Annotated in this window: 13 protein-coding genes; 10 read left to right on the top strand and 3 right to left on the bottom strand. The window is 59.1% G+C overall.

The annotated features are described in order from the left end of the window. Positions 1-16 precede the first annotated feature (16 nt). Positions 17-1,204, bottom strand: coding sequence for an IS481 family transposase (locus tag CXQ93_RS05920; protein WP_104109523.1), 1,188 nt, complete (start codon positions 1,202-1,204; stop codon positions 17-19). Between the two features lie 560 nt (positions 1,205-1,764). Between CXQ93_RS05920 and CXQ93_RS05925 the strand changes: the two genes are divergently transcribed. From CXQ93_RS05925 to CXQ93_RS05965, 8 genes are all read left to right on the top strand, one after another. Continuing rightward, entirely contained in the window at positions 1,765-2,247 is a 483-nt protein-coding gene (locus tag CXQ93_RS05925; protein WP_146073172.1) for a hypothetical protein, read from the top strand. A 1,450-nt stretch (positions 2,248-3,697) separates the two neighbouring features. Further along, entirely contained in the window at positions 3,698-3,946 is a 249-nt protein-coding gene (locus CXQ93_RS05940; RefSeq protein ID WP_104109527.1) for a hypothetical protein, read from the top strand. Further along, entirely contained in the window at positions 3,946-5,016 is a 1,071-nt protein-coding gene (locus CXQ93_RS05945) for a hypothetical protein (protein ID WP_104109528.1), read from the top strand. Before CXQ93_RS05940 ends, CXQ93_RS05945 begins: the two co-directional genes overlap by 1 nt. A gap of 205 nt (positions 5,017-5,221) precedes the next feature. Continuing rightward, complete coding sequence (locus tag CXQ93_RS05950; RefSeq protein ID WP_104109529.1) at positions 5,222-6,136, top strand: hypothetical protein; 915 nt, start codon at positions 5,222-5,224, stop codon at positions 6,134-6,136. 1,114 nt (positions 6,137-7,250) lie between these two features. Further along, entirely contained in the window at positions 7,251-7,376 is a 126-nt protein-coding gene (locus CXQ93_RS21060) for a hypothetical protein (protein WP_258068628.1), read from the top strand. Between the two features lie 117 nt (positions 7,377-7,493). Next, positions 7,494-8,273, top strand: a complete 780-nt coding sequence (locus CXQ93_RS05955) for a hypothetical protein (protein WP_104109530.1) — start codon at positions 7,494-7,496, stop codon at positions 8,271-8,273. A gap of 688 nt (positions 8,274-8,961) precedes the next feature. Continuing rightward, entirely contained in the window at positions 8,962-10,794 is a 1,833-nt protein-coding gene (locus CXQ93_RS05960; protein ID WP_104109531.1) for a dynamin family protein, read from the top strand. Further along, positions 10,791-12,401: a GTPase gene (locus CXQ93_RS05965; protein WP_062287431.1), complete on the top strand. Its 1,611-nt coding sequence runs from the start codon at positions 10,791-10,793 to the stop codon at positions 12,399-12,401. Before CXQ93_RS05960 ends, CXQ93_RS05965 begins: the two co-directional genes overlap by 4 nt. A gap of 19 nt (positions 12,402-12,420) precedes the next feature. Here CXQ93_RS05965 and CXQ93_RS05970 read toward each other — a convergent pair whose 3' ends face one another. Continuing rightward, on the bottom strand, positions 12,421-12,954 hold the full coding sequence (locus tag CXQ93_RS05970) for a DUF1697 domain-containing protein (RefSeq protein WP_104109532.1): 534 nt from the start codon (positions 12,952-12,954) through the stop codon (positions 12,421-12,423). A gap of 156 nt (positions 12,955-13,110) precedes the next feature. After that, the gene (locus CXQ93_RS05975; RefSeq protein ID WP_062287434.1) at positions 13,111-13,830 is read right to left on the bottom strand and encodes an IclR family transcriptional regulator; all 720 of its coding nucleotides are present in this window, start codon (positions 13,828-13,830) and stop codon (positions 13,111-13,113) included. Positions 13,831-14,030: 200 nt separating this feature from the next. Between CXQ93_RS05975 and leuC the strand changes: the two genes are divergently transcribed. Both leuC and leuD read left to right on the top strand, forming a co-directional pair. Beyond that, positions 14,031-15,503, top strand: coding sequence for a 3-isopropylmalate dehydratase large subunit (gene leuC / locus CXQ93_RS05980; RefSeq protein ID WP_104109755.1), 1,473 nt, complete (start codon positions 14,031-14,033; stop codon positions 15,501-15,503). Positions 15,504-15,515: 12 nt separating this feature from the next. Next, positions 15,516-15,892, top strand: a 377-nt coding sequence (leuD, locus tag CXQ93_RS05985; protein ID WP_104109756.1) for a 3-isopropylmalate dehydratase small subunit, incomplete at its 3' end; no start/stop codon positions are given.

Genomic DNA, 15,892 nt, shown 5'->3' on the forward strand with positions numbered 1-15,892 from the left:
CTCGCGACATCGTTCGTTAAGAATGGTCTTCAGCCTGTGCTGGGGACTTTTTCTTTTTGGCTTGGTAGTCCCTCGTGGCGTCGAGGTCGTATTCGCCAAGAATTTCTCCGGTGTTTGTCAGAATGACGGTGACCGCGGTGTCGGCAACGAGGACCGTGACGTGTTCGTACATGTGGTGACGCCCGACGCCTAGGTGAAGAAGTTTGCCTTGGTAGCGTAGGGAAACTTTTCCTCCTGCATCGATCTTGTCGGTGCGTACACGATGGTGTGTGCCGGAGGCGGGGCAGTTGGGGATGGCCTTCGGGACTGCTTCGTAGGCTTGGGCGGGGGTGCGCCTGTTCAAGGCCCTATGGGGGCGCTCGGTGTTGTAGACCTGAGCAAAGCGGATCAGGTTCTGGTTGAGCCGTTCAAGGGTTTCTGCCGGATCGTCAATGGTGAGCCAGCGCTTGAGTGTCTGATGAAACCGTTCTATCTTGCCTTGTGTTTGTGGGTGGTTCGGTGAGCCGTTCTTTTGCTGGATGCCTAGATCGCGCAGGGTCTTTTCAAAGGCATTCAGTTCACCCTTACCGCCGGATAGACGGGTCGTGAAAACCATTCCGTTGTCGGTTAACGTCGAAGCCGGGAATCCATACCGATCCGCGGCCTCCAGGAAGGACTCAGGCACCAAGGCGCCGGTCACAGTCCCGTGGGCGGTGCAGGAGATCAGGTATCGGGAGTGGTCATCAAGGAAGTTCAAGATCTCCACATCGGCGCCACTTGCCAGGGACCAGCGGGTGAAATCTGACTGCCACATCTCGTTAGGTTGTCCGGCCTCGAAGCGGTGCCATGAGGACCGTGGGCGTTTGTGGGGCTGATTGGTGACCAGCCCCGTAGAGCACAGGATGCGATGGATTGTTGAGGCAGCAGGAACGGGCAGGTCCTCGACTAACAGGTGCCAGGCAATGGTCTCCGCCCCGGCGTCAAGGCCCTTGTCTGTGAGTTCATGACGCAGCGATAGGATGCGTGTGCGCACGGTTTCCTCGGTCTGTTGCGGGCTGGAATGGGGGCGTTTGGAGAGTGGAAGTACCCCGTCCTCGCCCAGGGCCCTGTGTCTGCGCATCAATTCGTACACCCAGCGCCGACGCACACCGAAGTGCTCGGCGTCCTGCGCGGGGGTGAGTTTGCCTTGGGCGATGGACGCAATAATGAGCTTGTTCTTTTCCATAACTCATCGGGGTCCTGTATGAACTCTGTCGTGAGAGATACTAAGTGGCAATCTTCGGAATGATGTCCCGCCACAGGGACTGGCGGTCAGGATGAGCATCATGTCTCGCTACATCGATGGACTGTCTCCGTGCATCATGTCCCGCTACAGCTATGAACGATGCCCCGATTTCAAACACCGCTGGGGTCACAATCAAGGCCGGAAACCTACGGGTTTCCGGCCTTTTTGCTTTGTACCCCTTTTGTGCTGTTGGTACTTAATTGGTCTTTTATTCCGGGAACGAGCGGTAACAATCGGGCCTGGCTAGCCGTCGAATCCTCCTAGGCTGCGTCCCTTGCTAGGCTGTCCGAAACTATCGGAACCATCTTGGGGGAACCTTGAAACACTCACTTGCTGCCTTGGCGCTCACCGGCTCCCTGTCTCTTGCTGGGTGCGCTTCCGCTCCGCAAGAAGCTGCGCCCGCACCTACTTTGACTCCCGCGACTTCAGCGGCCGTTATTAAGCAATCAGTGACCCCGCCTGCCGAGAGTTCGGGGTACGTGCCAGGCGAGTTCATTTTTGTGAGCACGTACAACACCGTTGGCAAGATCCAACTCGAACCGGCTGATCCAGTAGCTGAGCTGGAAGAGCTGCGTGATATCGCGGCGGCGGACCCGGTTACCTACGTTATGGCCAAGGTGGACAACCGCAAGGGGGAGGTGCTGGCGAATATGTACAGTATCCTCGTTTATGATGCGGCAGGGAAAGAGTATGAGCTAAAAAATGCTCATGAGATCGTGGACGAGTGGCGCAGTTCTACTGGTGAAGACTTGCCAGCCGAAACCTATAATCAGTTCATCGAGGTCGGCAACGAACACATGAAAGAGGCCATGCCTGGTGCCGTCAAGGAATTCGTGATGGTCGGCGAGTTTGTCGATTTCCCCAAGGAATTCGTGAAGGTCATGGTGAACGCGAATGGTGGTATGGATCCCGTGCCCGCTGTTCCAATGTCTCACAAGGAACTCATGCTGAGCAGCCGGCCAGACATCACGTTTGATTTCTGAGGAGTAGGGCCGACTCCATTCACTGAGCCCCGTTGATCAGATGCGGACGGTGATCAGCCCGCAAAGTTGGGATCAGATGCCCCGCTTTGGAATTTGGACTGACAGTGTTCATAGTCGGAAGTACCGCATGCGTTGTGGGATTGCACAAGAAAATAGCAGGCGGAGCCTCCTGAGGATTGCCAGAGAACCTGCCAACTAATTGGGCTATCCGTCTGAGCAGAATAATTCTGGAATATTCAGGTCGAGGTCAACTGCAGACCAATAGATGCCTCGGAACTACTGGCAAGTACCCCACAGCGGAACACGCGTCGAAGTTGCCTGAGACGAAGGGGGTGCCTGTCTGGCTTTGAGCGCACATCCCAGATGCAATCTTGGGCCGACTGCATCGGTTATATATGCATGAGTGGGTTAAGGTCGATAGTCTAGCGGGCTCTAATGCTATTGATGACTACAAGCAGCCAGGAGTTGTCTTGGGCTAGGTCACCAGAGGTAGTGCACTATGCGTCGCCGAGGAGCTCGACATGGTCGATGAGCCCGAATTGATCTAGCTCAATGGTAACGGCGCTCGTCCCGAAGACCTGATATTTACAGTGCTTGCCAATTATTTCGAAAGATGGCGCTGTTGGGAAACGAGTACGTTCGATGACCTGCGGCATGTGGACCTGCTGCGTCAGCGATCGCTCGTGGACTTCCGATATTTTTGCGCCGGACGGCCAAAGCCGTGGTCAGGCCGAGGATGCCCGGGCGCTGCGAGTCTTAGGTACTCATGACACCTTGTGACGCCAGAGTGACTGTACTTCTCTATTGGGTAATTACGACATCCGGCATTCTGTTTCGACCTGTGAAGGCGCCCAGCGAACCTTTCCGCGCCGGTTCTGCAAAGATGGGTTAGTTGTTTGTCATGAAAATATTTTCGGCACTTACTGAAGTGCCAGAGCAAAGGGAAGAATCGGCGTCGTGAATGAAACTCAAAGTCTTCGACATCTGGTTGACCTGACCATGGTCAGGCATCAGACTTCCGCGAGGCAACCGGGCTTCAAAGCTCAACACCACGGCTTCGAGATGCACGGCACGGCACTCGAGCAGATTCTAAACGGTACATACAAATCGGTTCCGAAAGATGAAACCACCCGGGCGATTGCATGGCTCGCGGGTGTCAGTGATGAGGTCGCATTCATGGCCGCTGGACAGCCCATCCTTGGCCCACCCTTTGCAGAGGAACTTCCCCGAGCTGGAAGTCGGCTCAGGACTGGGTGCCCACTGGGTCAGGCGGCATGACCCCACACTATGAACTGACCGCATCTCGCATTTTTGACGAAGTAGAACGAACCTACGGGGTGCAATTTCCGTCAGTGGATGAAGCCCCTGCCAGCGAACGGGTGTCAGCAGTCCTCAGGCCTGAACTCGCCCGGGTTTCTTCCACGATCCTCCGCGAGCAATTCCGAAAAGAGTGAGTGATCTGTTCACTGGACTGTTTGATCAAGCAGAAGAAGACGCGGTATTACTCAAGAGCAAGAAGGTCCCGTTCGTGGACCTGCACGCCCACCAAGACGCAGACAGTGCCGGCAACATCCCGTTGCCGGCTAACTACTACGAACTAGCCACAGACTCCTCACGGAACTACGGCGCCGAAGAAGACGCCAGAGGATCAGCCCGCGGCGAAGAGAGCCAGACTCATGAATTTGGGGACGAAACGTAGTGAATGCAAGCGATGAATTAGAAAAGACCCGGGAAAACCTCACAGAGGCCCTAGAGAACTTCAGTCGTGTTCGCACGACGAGTGATTCCAGTATGGGAGGACTGCCGTTACGCGATGAAGGCCTGGGAGAGTTTGAGGTCATCTGGCGAAGATTCCTCAATGACTTCATCGTGCAGCATCATCTGGAGGAAGCCAATCGATTCACTCTGGGAGGCATGGAATATGACTATGACGTAAACGACGTGCTCCTGAGTGACATCGTGCACTTCCAAGAGTTGTCCGAGTACGTCAGGCAGCCAAGTGCGGAAGGTTTCCATTTGGGGCGCGTTGCCTGGGGCGAGTTGGTTCAACACCTGAACATGCTAGCGAGTGTATTGCTAGCTTGGTCAGGCAACAGCGTGCCGATCGACCGCAGTCAAGGCGACAACAGCCACCTCACCGCCAGCCAAATCCAAGCATTGCAGGAAATTCAAGATGAAGTGATTGAGCATCGCAAACGAGTGAGTGTCGGCTGGGCCGAAATTGCAGCATCCCGATCGGCTGAGCGAGCCCATGCTGCCAATGTGTCGGCTCAGGAAGCTAAAGAACATGCGCTATCCGCCGCCGCCGAGACGTCGACAAATCGACTCACTTCAGACTATGAATCATATGGACTTAGTCAGCGACGGGCAGCGACGGGATTTCGTGTGACGACTATTATCACAATCATCGCGGCTATCGTCGGCCCGTTCCTTGTCCATGCCAATGTAACTACTGGTTCTGATGTCGCCAAGGCTGTGACGTCACTCGCCCTAGCTCTCGGTTTGGTCGGGCTTGCCGGCTACTTTGCTCGCCAAGCACACTTGCATCGCACCCTAGCGACGTGGGCCGAATCGATTACGATCCAGTTGCTCACTTTTGAAGCGTTTATCGACCCCATTCAGGATCCGGATAGGCGCGACGAACTGCGATCAAATTTTGCCAATCGCGTGTTCGGGCCACAACCCAAACTCAAGGGAGAGCCACCAGTAACGGCGGCTGGCCCTGTGCTCGATAGTCTCCTCACTAAATTCGCCAAGGCATCATCATGAACGGTCCTGCAGTTTGAATTGGCCATGGGGTGAGGATCCCTAAGAGCCTAAATGCGACCAAGAAGGATTCTCCTCCAAGGATTAAGGCGCCGAAGGAGAAGCTCGAGCCCGCGAGAGCGGCGAAGAGTCCCAAGGCTTGGAACAAGACAACTAAAACAACCACACGCGAGCGTAACTCGCACAATCACCGATTGGGGATCTACCGATGGCTCAGGCCAAAAAACGCACTGTCCGCTTTTTCACTCCCCGGATTGTCGATTCCAAAGGGAATTCGACCTTGGTAAGCGACGATTTCTGGGGCAAGTTCATTGACTTTATTGCGGCTCGCAGCCGGAGTGACCGTGAAGCCCATAGAAACGGACATGCTCTTCTTGGTCTAGGTGGGACTCACAACCGAACAAACTCCAAATATCTTTACATCGGAAAGATGCGCGCCAAAGGTGACTACCCGGATGATTTTGACCCCCAAGGAAGCAGCCCAACATCCTTGGCATTCAACGCTACGATTCGGGAGATCTCCGAACCGGCGTATGTCATCCCAACTGGCATCAAGAAGACGGTAGCAATCCTTCGAACCACCGGAGGGCCCCGACTTGAAGACATCGAGTACTGGATCAGCTCAATTGGACTCTACATAGGCAACGGGCAATCATTTGTGTTAGATCCAGTTCTCAATACGAAGCAGTGGGACCTCCTAAAACAGGCCCAACTAGTGTCAAAGGTGGAAGTCAAGGTCGCTAAGGACCAAGTTCCCTCAGGAAAAGCAAAGGGCAAGGTCAACAAGGCAGTCCGAGAGGTCATGGCGATTGGGGATTTCGACACATCGTTCGATTTCACTCTCAGCTTTGGGCACGGAGTGCCCAACACTGTGGCAGGCAGCCATTTCACCGATGAGATGAAGGACTATATCGAGAACGGTGAGTACTCCAAGGCTGTAGCATCGCTCAAGATCCCAAACCCCGATGGAACCTGGCGAACCGAGAGTGTCAATTTCATTCGCGAGGTAGTAACGTATCAAGCCAGAGTCGGGCAAACTGACAGTGATCCACTGACACCCGATCTCATCCTTCCTGAGGTACTAGGTGCCATTGCCAGCTGTCGCGGTTTCCTCAAGCAGTAGACTTAGATTTGGAACGGAGGATGCGGAATGAGCAAAATTATGAAGTCCGTCCGCAAGTGGGCAAGGTCAGTACTATCCTCCGTGGGTGGGTGGTTGGGAGATCATCCCACTCGAACCAATCTAATTCTCTTTGGAATCGCCGCAGTGCACACTGTGGCACTCCTTATATGGCCGTCTCTGGACGTTTGGACAGGCTTACTTAGTGACAGTCAATCTCCTGAGACGCTAGCGCTAGCGCTCGTAACTGCAGGAGCGTTACTTGCCGGATTCGCCGGTGTCGTAGTTATTTTTGGCCTGCAAAACAACTCCGAACGGTTTCGGAAGTTGCGCCGCCAAGGCGGCGGCGAGCTGAAACAAAATTGGTCATCAATGAGTGCGGCTGGATTCTGGACAATGGGTCTGGCTATAGTCTCAGCACTTGGCTACATGGCTGAAAGCGCAATTGTCGGTGGGCAATTTCTTGAGCTATCGCTGTTAGTTTTGGCACATGGGTCCATACGTCTCATCTGGGTTCTACAGCAACTAATAGGCGTAGTTTCCACTGAAGATGAACTCGCTGATCGTCGCGATCGAACCGTAGCCACAGAATTGATGCCCTGGAATTCTCGGCCAAAACACAAGTCGAATTAGGACGCCCAACTCATAGCGGATGTCCGACCCACCCCCTCGTGTCAAATAAATGTTTGATCCTGGGGGGCTTCGGCGGCTGACACACATACACATGTCTTATATTCGTATGACTGACGCCGCCCCAGGGGCACTGATGGGTTGCGAGTGATCTAGTTGGACAGCAGGCTCCAGCAAGATCAGCGTCGCTGCACTCTGACTTACGAGCACGTCTACATAGAATCTGGACACGAAGGCTGCCATGAGCCGAGGATTGAATATGAGGTCCGCATCGAAACCGCGCCGCGCCTCATTCCTCTAGAAGTGCTCTGTACACACGCTGCCTGGGCCGCTTCCGTCGCTGAGTTGGTCGATGATCTCTGGGTGACCACTGAAGTAGTCACCGATCGTCCTAAGTCATTCTCGCACCAAGAGACGGCACAGGTGTATCTTGTAGAACACCAAACACGCTGACCCCCACGGGTTGATCAGGCAGGAGACACGATGCGTGGAAGGCCCCCAGCTCCGCATTGGCCACTACGGCGACATAGGATACTCCGAACGACTCAACAAGGACGGTGTCAAGGTCATCTACGCCCGGGCCGGTTTCCGTGAATATGACGGCATTTCATGACGCACCACAGCCATTGGAAAGTCCAAAGCAGCTGCATCCCAGGCACTGAAGAAGAAACTGGCCGACTGCAAGCAGCTCGGCACAGGTGAGATCACACCGGAGACCCACTTCAAGGTCTTGGCCGAGGAATGGTACGCCGACAAGGTCACCGAGGGACTGGCCTACCGCACCACTGAACGTCACCGCCAAGCCTGGGACGCCTACATCTTGCCCGCACTGTCTGAACTTCACCTCCGTGAAGCTACCACCGACCGACTGGATACGTTCGTCCGGGCCATCGGCAAGAATATTGGCGACCCCACCGCCAATATCGTTGAAGAGATCCTGAAGGGAATCATGGGCATGGATGCCCGCTACGATGCAGTGCCATCCAACCCCGCCAGAGATGTCCACGTCCATAAAGTGGAAACGGCTGTCATCCAGGCGCTTACCTTAGACGAGTTCAGGGCCACGTGCCACTGTGCCGAGGCGAAGCTGGACCCGCGAACTGCCAGCGAGCGTCTGTCCGAGACTGGAGACGCCCGGCGCATGGGCAGTCGTAACCACTCCGGTGTGCTTCTGGACATTATTGATGCACTTATTGCCACTGGCGTTCGCCCGGGCGAAGTCTTGGCCATCCGTGCCAACAGGGTCGACCTCGGTGCCGCAATCCCGTCCTTTCAGATTGACTCCACCATCATCCGCATCAAGGGGTCAGGGGCTCATCAACCAGGAGAGCACCAAAGCCAACGACATTCGCCGGCTGGCCCTGCCGCAGTTTGCAGTCGACCTATTCGCCCCCGCCCTGCAGAAACGCCAGCCAAACGAATGGGACGTCGTCTTCACTTCGGCCACCGGCACCCTAACGGACTCCCGCAACCGTGGACACGCCTGGACCAAGACCTTCACCGGATCTGAATTCGAGTGGGTTACACCTAAGACGCTGCGGAAGACCGTGGCCACACTCATCGATGCTGAACACGTCAGCGAAAAGGCAGCTCGCCAGCTCGGCCAGGCCCCGACGAGATGGCCAAGAAGCACTACATTGAACCGTCAAAAGCCGCTATTGATCAGCGTCAAACCTTCTCTCAGTTCCGGACTGAATAGCCGCCTCGGTAACCAATAATTCACCACTAATTCCGGTATAAGGGTCGCAAAGCCGGGATGTGCAGGTAAGTTGGGAGGCCTGTGAGCGCTCTCATAATCCGCGTGTTCTTGCTGCGGAACGGCGCATGGGTGGCGGTAAGTTGCGGTATTTGTTGGAGCGCTGTTCGGCGGTAACGCGGGTTCGATTACCGCTGAGATCACCGCTGAGATCACGCACCGCTGGGGTCACAATCAAGGTCGGAATCCTACGGGTTTCCGGCCTCTTTGCGGTGCTCTTTTGGGGTTTAAGAAACGGCCCAGCCCGTTTACTAGGCCCAACGCCTAGCCCCGGACTGAACAATGCCCCCACTCGTTGGAGCCGGGGGTATTGTCGTGGCACGGGTGCCTGCAACGTCCAAGGAACGTGCCAGCAGCGCCGAGCCGCCACTGATACAACCCTCGGCACAACAATTCCGCACCGGAACACCGCCAATGTGCCGAGTTTAGGCGCCGGGCTGGCATGATAAGGCTTGTGAACCCCACCGATTCGAGTTACCCCGGCAGCGACAGTGCCGGCCATGCAGCTGGCAACGGAGCCGGCGCTACGGAGCAAGATGCCGCCGTCGAGCTTCTTGAGCTTGTACGCACGGAGCTTGCCACACTGACGTTGCCCCTAGCGCTGCCCGGCGCGGAGGAAGCCCGCACCACAGCCGCCAACGCCCTCGGCCAGCTGGATGACTACATCCTGCCGCGTTGGCGCAGCTTGGACGCCCCACTGTTGGCAGTGGTGGGCGGCTCCACGGGCGCGGGAAAATCAACGCTCGTCAACGCCTTGGTCGGCCACCCCGTCACACGGTCCGGCGCCATTCGCCCCACCACGCGCCAGCCCATCTTGCTCCACCACCCGCAGGATGCGGACTGGTTCACCTCCAACCGGGTGTTGCCCACCTTGAGCAGGGTGCGCGGTGAGCTGGTCAAGGCGAACACTCCGGCCTCGCGCGCCGGCGCCGCCCCGGACGCGGGCGCCATGACCTCCCTGGTCCTCGTTGCAGATCAGGCCGTGCCGCAAGGCGTGGCGATCCTTGATGCTCCAGATGTGGACTCAATTTCCGATGACAACCGCCAACTGGCAGGGCAACTCCTGGCCGCCGCGGATCTCTGGCTCTTTGTCACCACCGCCAACCGGTACGCCGATGCCGTGCCGTGGAAACTCCTCCTGGACGCCGCCTCGCGCGACATCACTGTGGCCATCATCTTGGACCGTGTCCCGCCCGGCGCCGAGCAGGAAATCGCTGATGATCTCCACGCCATGCTGAACCGCGAGGGGCTTGCCGGCGCGCAACTATTCGTGGTTCCCGAGGCCACTCTCAACCAGCTCGGCATGCTCCCGCCGGAGTCTGTGCAGCCCATCAACGCCTGGCTGGCCAACATCAGTGAGGACGCCACCGGCCGCGCGGAGATTGTCCGGCGCACCCTCAACGGCACCGTGCGTTCCCTTTCGGAGCGGCTCACCGTTCTCGCCCAAGCTGTTCAGGACCAGCACGACGCCGGGAACCAGTTGGGCGAAGACGTCCAGGCTGCCTTCGCGGACGCCGCGACGAGGATCGGCCAGTCCACCAGCGACGGCACCCTCCTGCGCGGAGAAGTACTGGCTCGCTGGCAAGATTTTGTGGGAACCGGTGAATTCTTCCGGGCCTTGGAAAGCAATATTGGCCGCTTCCGCGACAGGATCGGGGCGTTCTTCAAGGGCCAGCCGCCACCCGCAGTCAAGGTTGAATCAGCCATTGAAACCGGGCTGCAGGCGGTCATCGTTGATCAAGCCGCCCGCGCAGCCGAGGACGCAGATCAGCGCTGGCGGGCAGATCCCGCCGGCCGCCAGCTCCTGGGGCTCGATGACCTCTCAGGGGTCACCGCAGATTTCCCGGCAGAAGTGGCCGCAGAGATCCGGGCCTGGCAAGGTGAAGTGCTGGCGCTCATCCGTTCTGAAGGCGCAGCCAAACGCTCCCAAGCCCGCTGGCTGTCCTTCGGCGTCAACGGACTCGGGGTCATCCTCATGATCGTGGTCTTTTCTTTCACCGGGGGACTGACGGGAGCCGAGGTGGGCATCGCAGGAGGCACCGCCGTCGTGGGTCAAAAACTGCTTGAAGCCATCTTCGGCGAGGATGCTGTGCGACGGCTGGCCAAGGAGGCCAAAACCGCTCTCGAGAAGCGTTGCGCCAGCCTCCTAGACGGTCAGCAACAGCGATTCTTGGACAGGCTCGCGCCGGCGCAGGCCGATGCGAAGCGCCTTGATGAGCTCGCTACGCGCCTAGGGAGCCTTGGAAAGCTCGGCACGCAAGGAGGCAAGGCATGAGCCGTCACCGCGAAAGTCGCGCCGAATCCACGCTGGACCGCCAGCTGGCCGCCCTGAATGTTGCCCGCGAATTGGGCGAGGGACGTCTGGACGACGCCACACTTGAGAACGTCTACGGCGTCCTGGAACGCGCCACATCCCGCCGTTCACTGAGCGCCGATCACACGGTGGTGGGCTTCTTCGGGGCCACCGGCAGCGGGAAGTCCTCGCTATTCAACGCGGTCTCTGGCGCGGATGCCGCCCGGGTTGCCGTGCGCCGGCCCACCACCAGCGAGCCGCTCGCCATGATCTGGGGGATGGAGGGCAGCGCGCCACTGCTGGACTGGTTGGAGATCGCCGACCGCCGCGAGGGTCAGGCCGTTAACGGTCTGATGGACGACGCCGGAGGGTTGGTCCTGCTGGATCTGCCGGATTTCGATTCGGTCCAGTTGAGCAACAGAGCCATTGTGGAACGCTTGGCCGGGCAGGTGGATGTCTTGGTGTGGGTCTTGGATCCGCAAAAGTACGCCGATGCCGCCATTCACAACGATTTCATCCGGGCCTTCTCAACCCACGCAGACGTGACACTGGTGGTCCTTAACCAGATCGACAAGCTGGATCCCGCCGAGGTCAAACCGGTACTGGAATCGCTGGCGTCCATTCTGGATCGGGATGGGCTCCCCAACGTGAAAATCTCTGGTGTCTCGGCAACCACGGGCCAAGGCGTCCCGGAGTTGCGTGCCAGGATTGCCACCGTGGTCAGGGCCAAGGCTGCCAAATCTGCACGGCTTGCCGCGGACGTTGCCGTGGCCGGTCAACGCCTGACAGAGGCCGCCGGTGATGGCGAAGCCGCCGGGGTTCACCAGCAGGATCGCAAGGCGCTGGCCGCCGGTTTAGCCAAGGCCGCCCACGTGGAAAATGTGGTTTCTGCAGTCCGTGCCTCGTACAAGCTGGATGCCACCAAGCAGACCGGCTGGCCGGTGACGCGCTGGATTTCACGCTTCCGGAAAGATCCGCTGCGGCGCCTGAGCTTGCGCCGCGAGGGTTCCGCCGAGGTAAACCGGACGTCGTTGCCTTCGGCAGGGGCGGCCGAACAAGCCCAGCTGGATTCAAGTGTTCGCGACTTCGCCGATGCCGCCAGTGCTGGGGCTTCCGGGCCGTGGCGGGCCTCCATCCGGGCCGCCGCACGCAGCAACCGCGCCGAGCTGCCCGACGCGCTGGACCAAGCCGTTGCCGGGACCGATCTCAAAGCCAACACCCGTGCATGGTGGTGGCCGGTGTTCGCCGTGATTCAGTGGCTGGCGCTGCTGGTGGCTGTGGGTGGATTGGTCTGGCTGGGCGTTCTCGCCGCGCTGGGCTACTTCCAGATGCCTGTTCCGGAGGTGCCCAAGGTGGAGGGCTGGCCGTTACCCACGCTGATGGTGCTGGCTGGGGTGGTGCTGGGTATTTTCCTGGCCATCACTAGCAAGTTCCTGGCGGCTGCAGGGGCTGGCGGCAGGGCGTCTGCTGCCCGGAGACGGCTGCGTGAGAGCGTTGCGCTCACCAGTGAGACGCTTGTGGTGGACCCCACGGAAGCCGAGATTGCGCACTTCCGGGCGTTCCAGCAGGCTCTGGCCGACACTCGCTAAACCCTGGGGCGGTTTCGTTTTAGGCGAGCATGGTGTCGCGGCACTTGATGAGGGTGCGTAAGTTGCGGGTGGTGGTTGTACTTTTGTAGCGCGGCTTGGCGGAAAGCTTGCTGAAGGGGCTGTCCAGAGTGCCCCCGGCCGCGGCTGGCCAAGCGAGTGCTTCGGGGCTGAGCCTGGCCAGTTCGACGCCGGGAATCTCACCGCCGTGCCGCGCCAACTCATCCAAGGTGGCAGGGTCTGAGGAGAGCGTGACATAGCTGTGGGTGGAGGCGTCGTCGGCTGGGTAAGGGCAGGCCTCGATGATGGCTTCCAGTGTGGGCAGGTCGATGACCACCACCCACGCGTCATAGCCGAAGCGCGCACGCAGCAGCGTCTCCACCATGGTTTTCAGTTCCCCTGCGGTGACCTCGGCGGAGCAGACAACGTTTCCTGAGGCCAGCAGCGTCCGGGGCTTGGTCAGGGGGAGGACGGCCAGTGCTGCGCGGAGGTCGACCATTTTTAAATTGATGCCTCCAACATTGATCCCGCGAAGGAAAACAGCATATTTGGTCATGCGCAAACACTACCCGAGACCGGGCTCACAGGCCGAAGACTATGAAGCTGCGGACGGTTAACGCCAAACGGTGCGCCACTCCAGGAGTGGCGCACCGTTTGAACGTAATGGAACGCAGGCGTCGCGGGGAAAACAGCTAGGCCCGGCTCAATGTGGCTACACAGCGCTCTTGCGCAGTGCCTCGGTCAGAATGCGGGATGCATTGCACACGATCTCGGCGTGCAAACGGCCCGGCTGGCGGGTGAGGCGCTCAATGGGGCCGGAGATGGAAACAGCGGCAATGACCCGGCCGGAGGGGCCACGCACCGGGGCTGATACCGAGGCGACCCCGGGCTCACGCTCGCCGAGGGACTGACCCCACCCACGGCGTCGCACGCCGGCCAGAACGGTGGGGGTGAAGCGCGCATTGTGCAGGCCCTCCAGCAAACGCTCGTGGTCTTCCCACGCGAGCAGCACCTGTGCGGCGGAACCGGCCTTCATGGTCAGCTGTGTGCCAACAGGAATGGTGTCGCGCAGACCAATGGGCCGCTCGGCGGAGGCCACACAGACGCGAGAATCGCCCTGGCGGCGGAAAATCTGGGCACTTTCACCGGTAGAGTCCCGCAACTGCAGCAGGACGGGGCCGGCGGCAGCAATGAGCCGGTCTTCGCCAGCCGCCGAAGCCAGTTCAACGAGGCGGCTGCCGAGCACAAAACGGCCCTGCATGTCGCGGCTGACCAGCCGGTGATGTACCAAGGCTAGTGCCAACCGGTGCACTGTGGGCCGGGCCAAACCGGTGGCTGCAACAAGCTGTGCCAGGGTTGTGGGGCCAGCTTCCAGTGCATCAAGCACAAGAGCCGCTTTGTCAATGACGCCAACGCCACTAGAATTGTCCATGTAATGATATTACCGTCTCATTATGTGAGATGCCAATCGAAGAATTGGCTTCCTCGCAGAGGGGGCTGGAACAGTGGAGTTATACAAACCACCGAGCAAGGGTCCTGGCGCTAATTCTACGTCCGAATTCCATGTTCAACAGATGAAGGGAGCTGGCCGTGACCGAGGCAAATACACCCGTTGCACACGACTCAGCACAGGTGCCGACGGTTTCGACATCGACTCCGCGTAAGGCTGCGAAGACGCTGGCGGAAAAGGTCTGGCGCGACCACGTTGTCAAGCAAGGCGAAGGCGACGGCGACGCTGCCCAGCCGGACCTTCTGTACATCGACCTTCACCTGATCCACGAGGTCACCTCGCCGCAGGCCTTCGAGGGTCTGCGCCTGGCGGGCCGGCCGCTGCGCCGCCCGGATCTGACCATCGCCACGGAGGATCACAACACTCCCACGCTAGCCATTGACAAGCCGATCGCCGATCTCACCAGCCGCACCCAGATCCAGACCCTGCGCAATAACTGCGCCGAGTTCGGTGTGCGTCTGCATTCCCTGGGCGACGCCGAGCAGGGGATCGTTCACGTGGTGGGCCCGCAGCTGGGTCTGACTCAGCCGGGCATGACGGTTGTCTGCGGCGACTCCCACACCTCAACTCACGGAGCCGTGGGTGCTTTGGCGTTTGGCATTGGTACTTCTGAAGTGGAACACGTCATGGCGACCCAGACGTTGCCGCTGAAGCCGTTCAAGACCATGGCCATTAACGTTGAAGGTACGCTGCGCTCCGGTGTCACCTCTAAGGACATCATCCTCGCCGTGATTGCCAAGATCGGTACCGGTGGTGGCCAGGGTTACGTGCTGGAATACCGCGGTTCCGCGATCCGGGCACTGTCTATGGATGCCCGCATGACCGTCTGCAACATGTCCATCGAGGCCGGCGCCCGTGCAGGCATGATCGCCCCCGATGAAATCACCTTCGAGTACCTGAAGGGCCGCGCCCACGCACCTGTCGGTCAGGACTGGGATAACGCTGTCGAGTACTGGAAGTCATTGACCACAGAGGACGACGCCGAATTTGACGCCGAGGTCTTCCTCGACGCCAACACGCTGGAGCCGTTCGTTACCTGGGGTACCAACCCGGGCCAGGGTGTTTCCCTGAGCGAAAACGTTCCCAACCCGGAGGACTTTGGCGATGAAAACGCCAAGGCCGCAGCCGAACGCGCACTGGCCTACATGGATCTGGAAGCCGGCACACCCATGAAGGACATCCGTGTTGACACGGTATTCCTGGGCTCCTGCACCAACTCCCGCATCGAAGATTTGCGCGTCGCTGCTGACATCATCCGTGGCCGCGAAAAGGATCCGAACATCCGCATGCTGGTGGTTCCCGGCTCCGCCCGCGTCCGTCTGGAAGCTGAAGCTGAAGGCCTGGACAAGGTGTTCATGGACTTCGGTGCGGAGTGGCGCTTCGCAGGCTGCTCCATGTGCCTGGGCATGAACCCGGATCAGCTGGAACCAGGCGAGCGGTGCGCCTCCACCTCAAACCGCAACTTTGAAGGCCGGCAGGGCAAGGGAGGCCGCACACACCTGGTCTCTCCCGTTGTGGCAGCTGCTACCGCTATTCGCGGAACCCTCAGCTCGCCGTCGGACCTGTCACCTGTTGCCGCAAGCACCGTAGCGTAAGGAGCTCACACCATGGAAAAGTTTTCCTCCCACACCGGTACCGGTGTCCCGCTGCGCCAAAGCAACGTTGACACCGACCAGATCATCCCCGCCGTCTACCTGAAGCGGATCACCCGTACCGGCTTCGAGGACGCCCTGTTCTCCAGCTGGCGCAAGGACCCGGAATTCATCCTGAACCAGGAGCCGTACTCGGCCGGTTCGGTGTTGGTGGCCGGTGCCGATTTTGGCACGGGTTCCTCGCGCGAGCACGCTGTTTGGGCGCTGAAGGACTACGGCTTCAAAGCTGTACTGTCCTCACGGTTCGCCGATATTTTCCGCGGCAACTCGGGCAAGCAGGGTCTGGTGGCCGCTGAGGTTGCCCAGGATGACATTGAGTTGATCTGGAAGGT

This window comes from Arthrobacter sp. N199823, assembly GCF_002929705.1.
Taxonomy (GTDB): domain Bacteria; phylum Actinomycetota; class Actinomycetes; order Actinomycetales; family Micrococcaceae; genus Specibacter.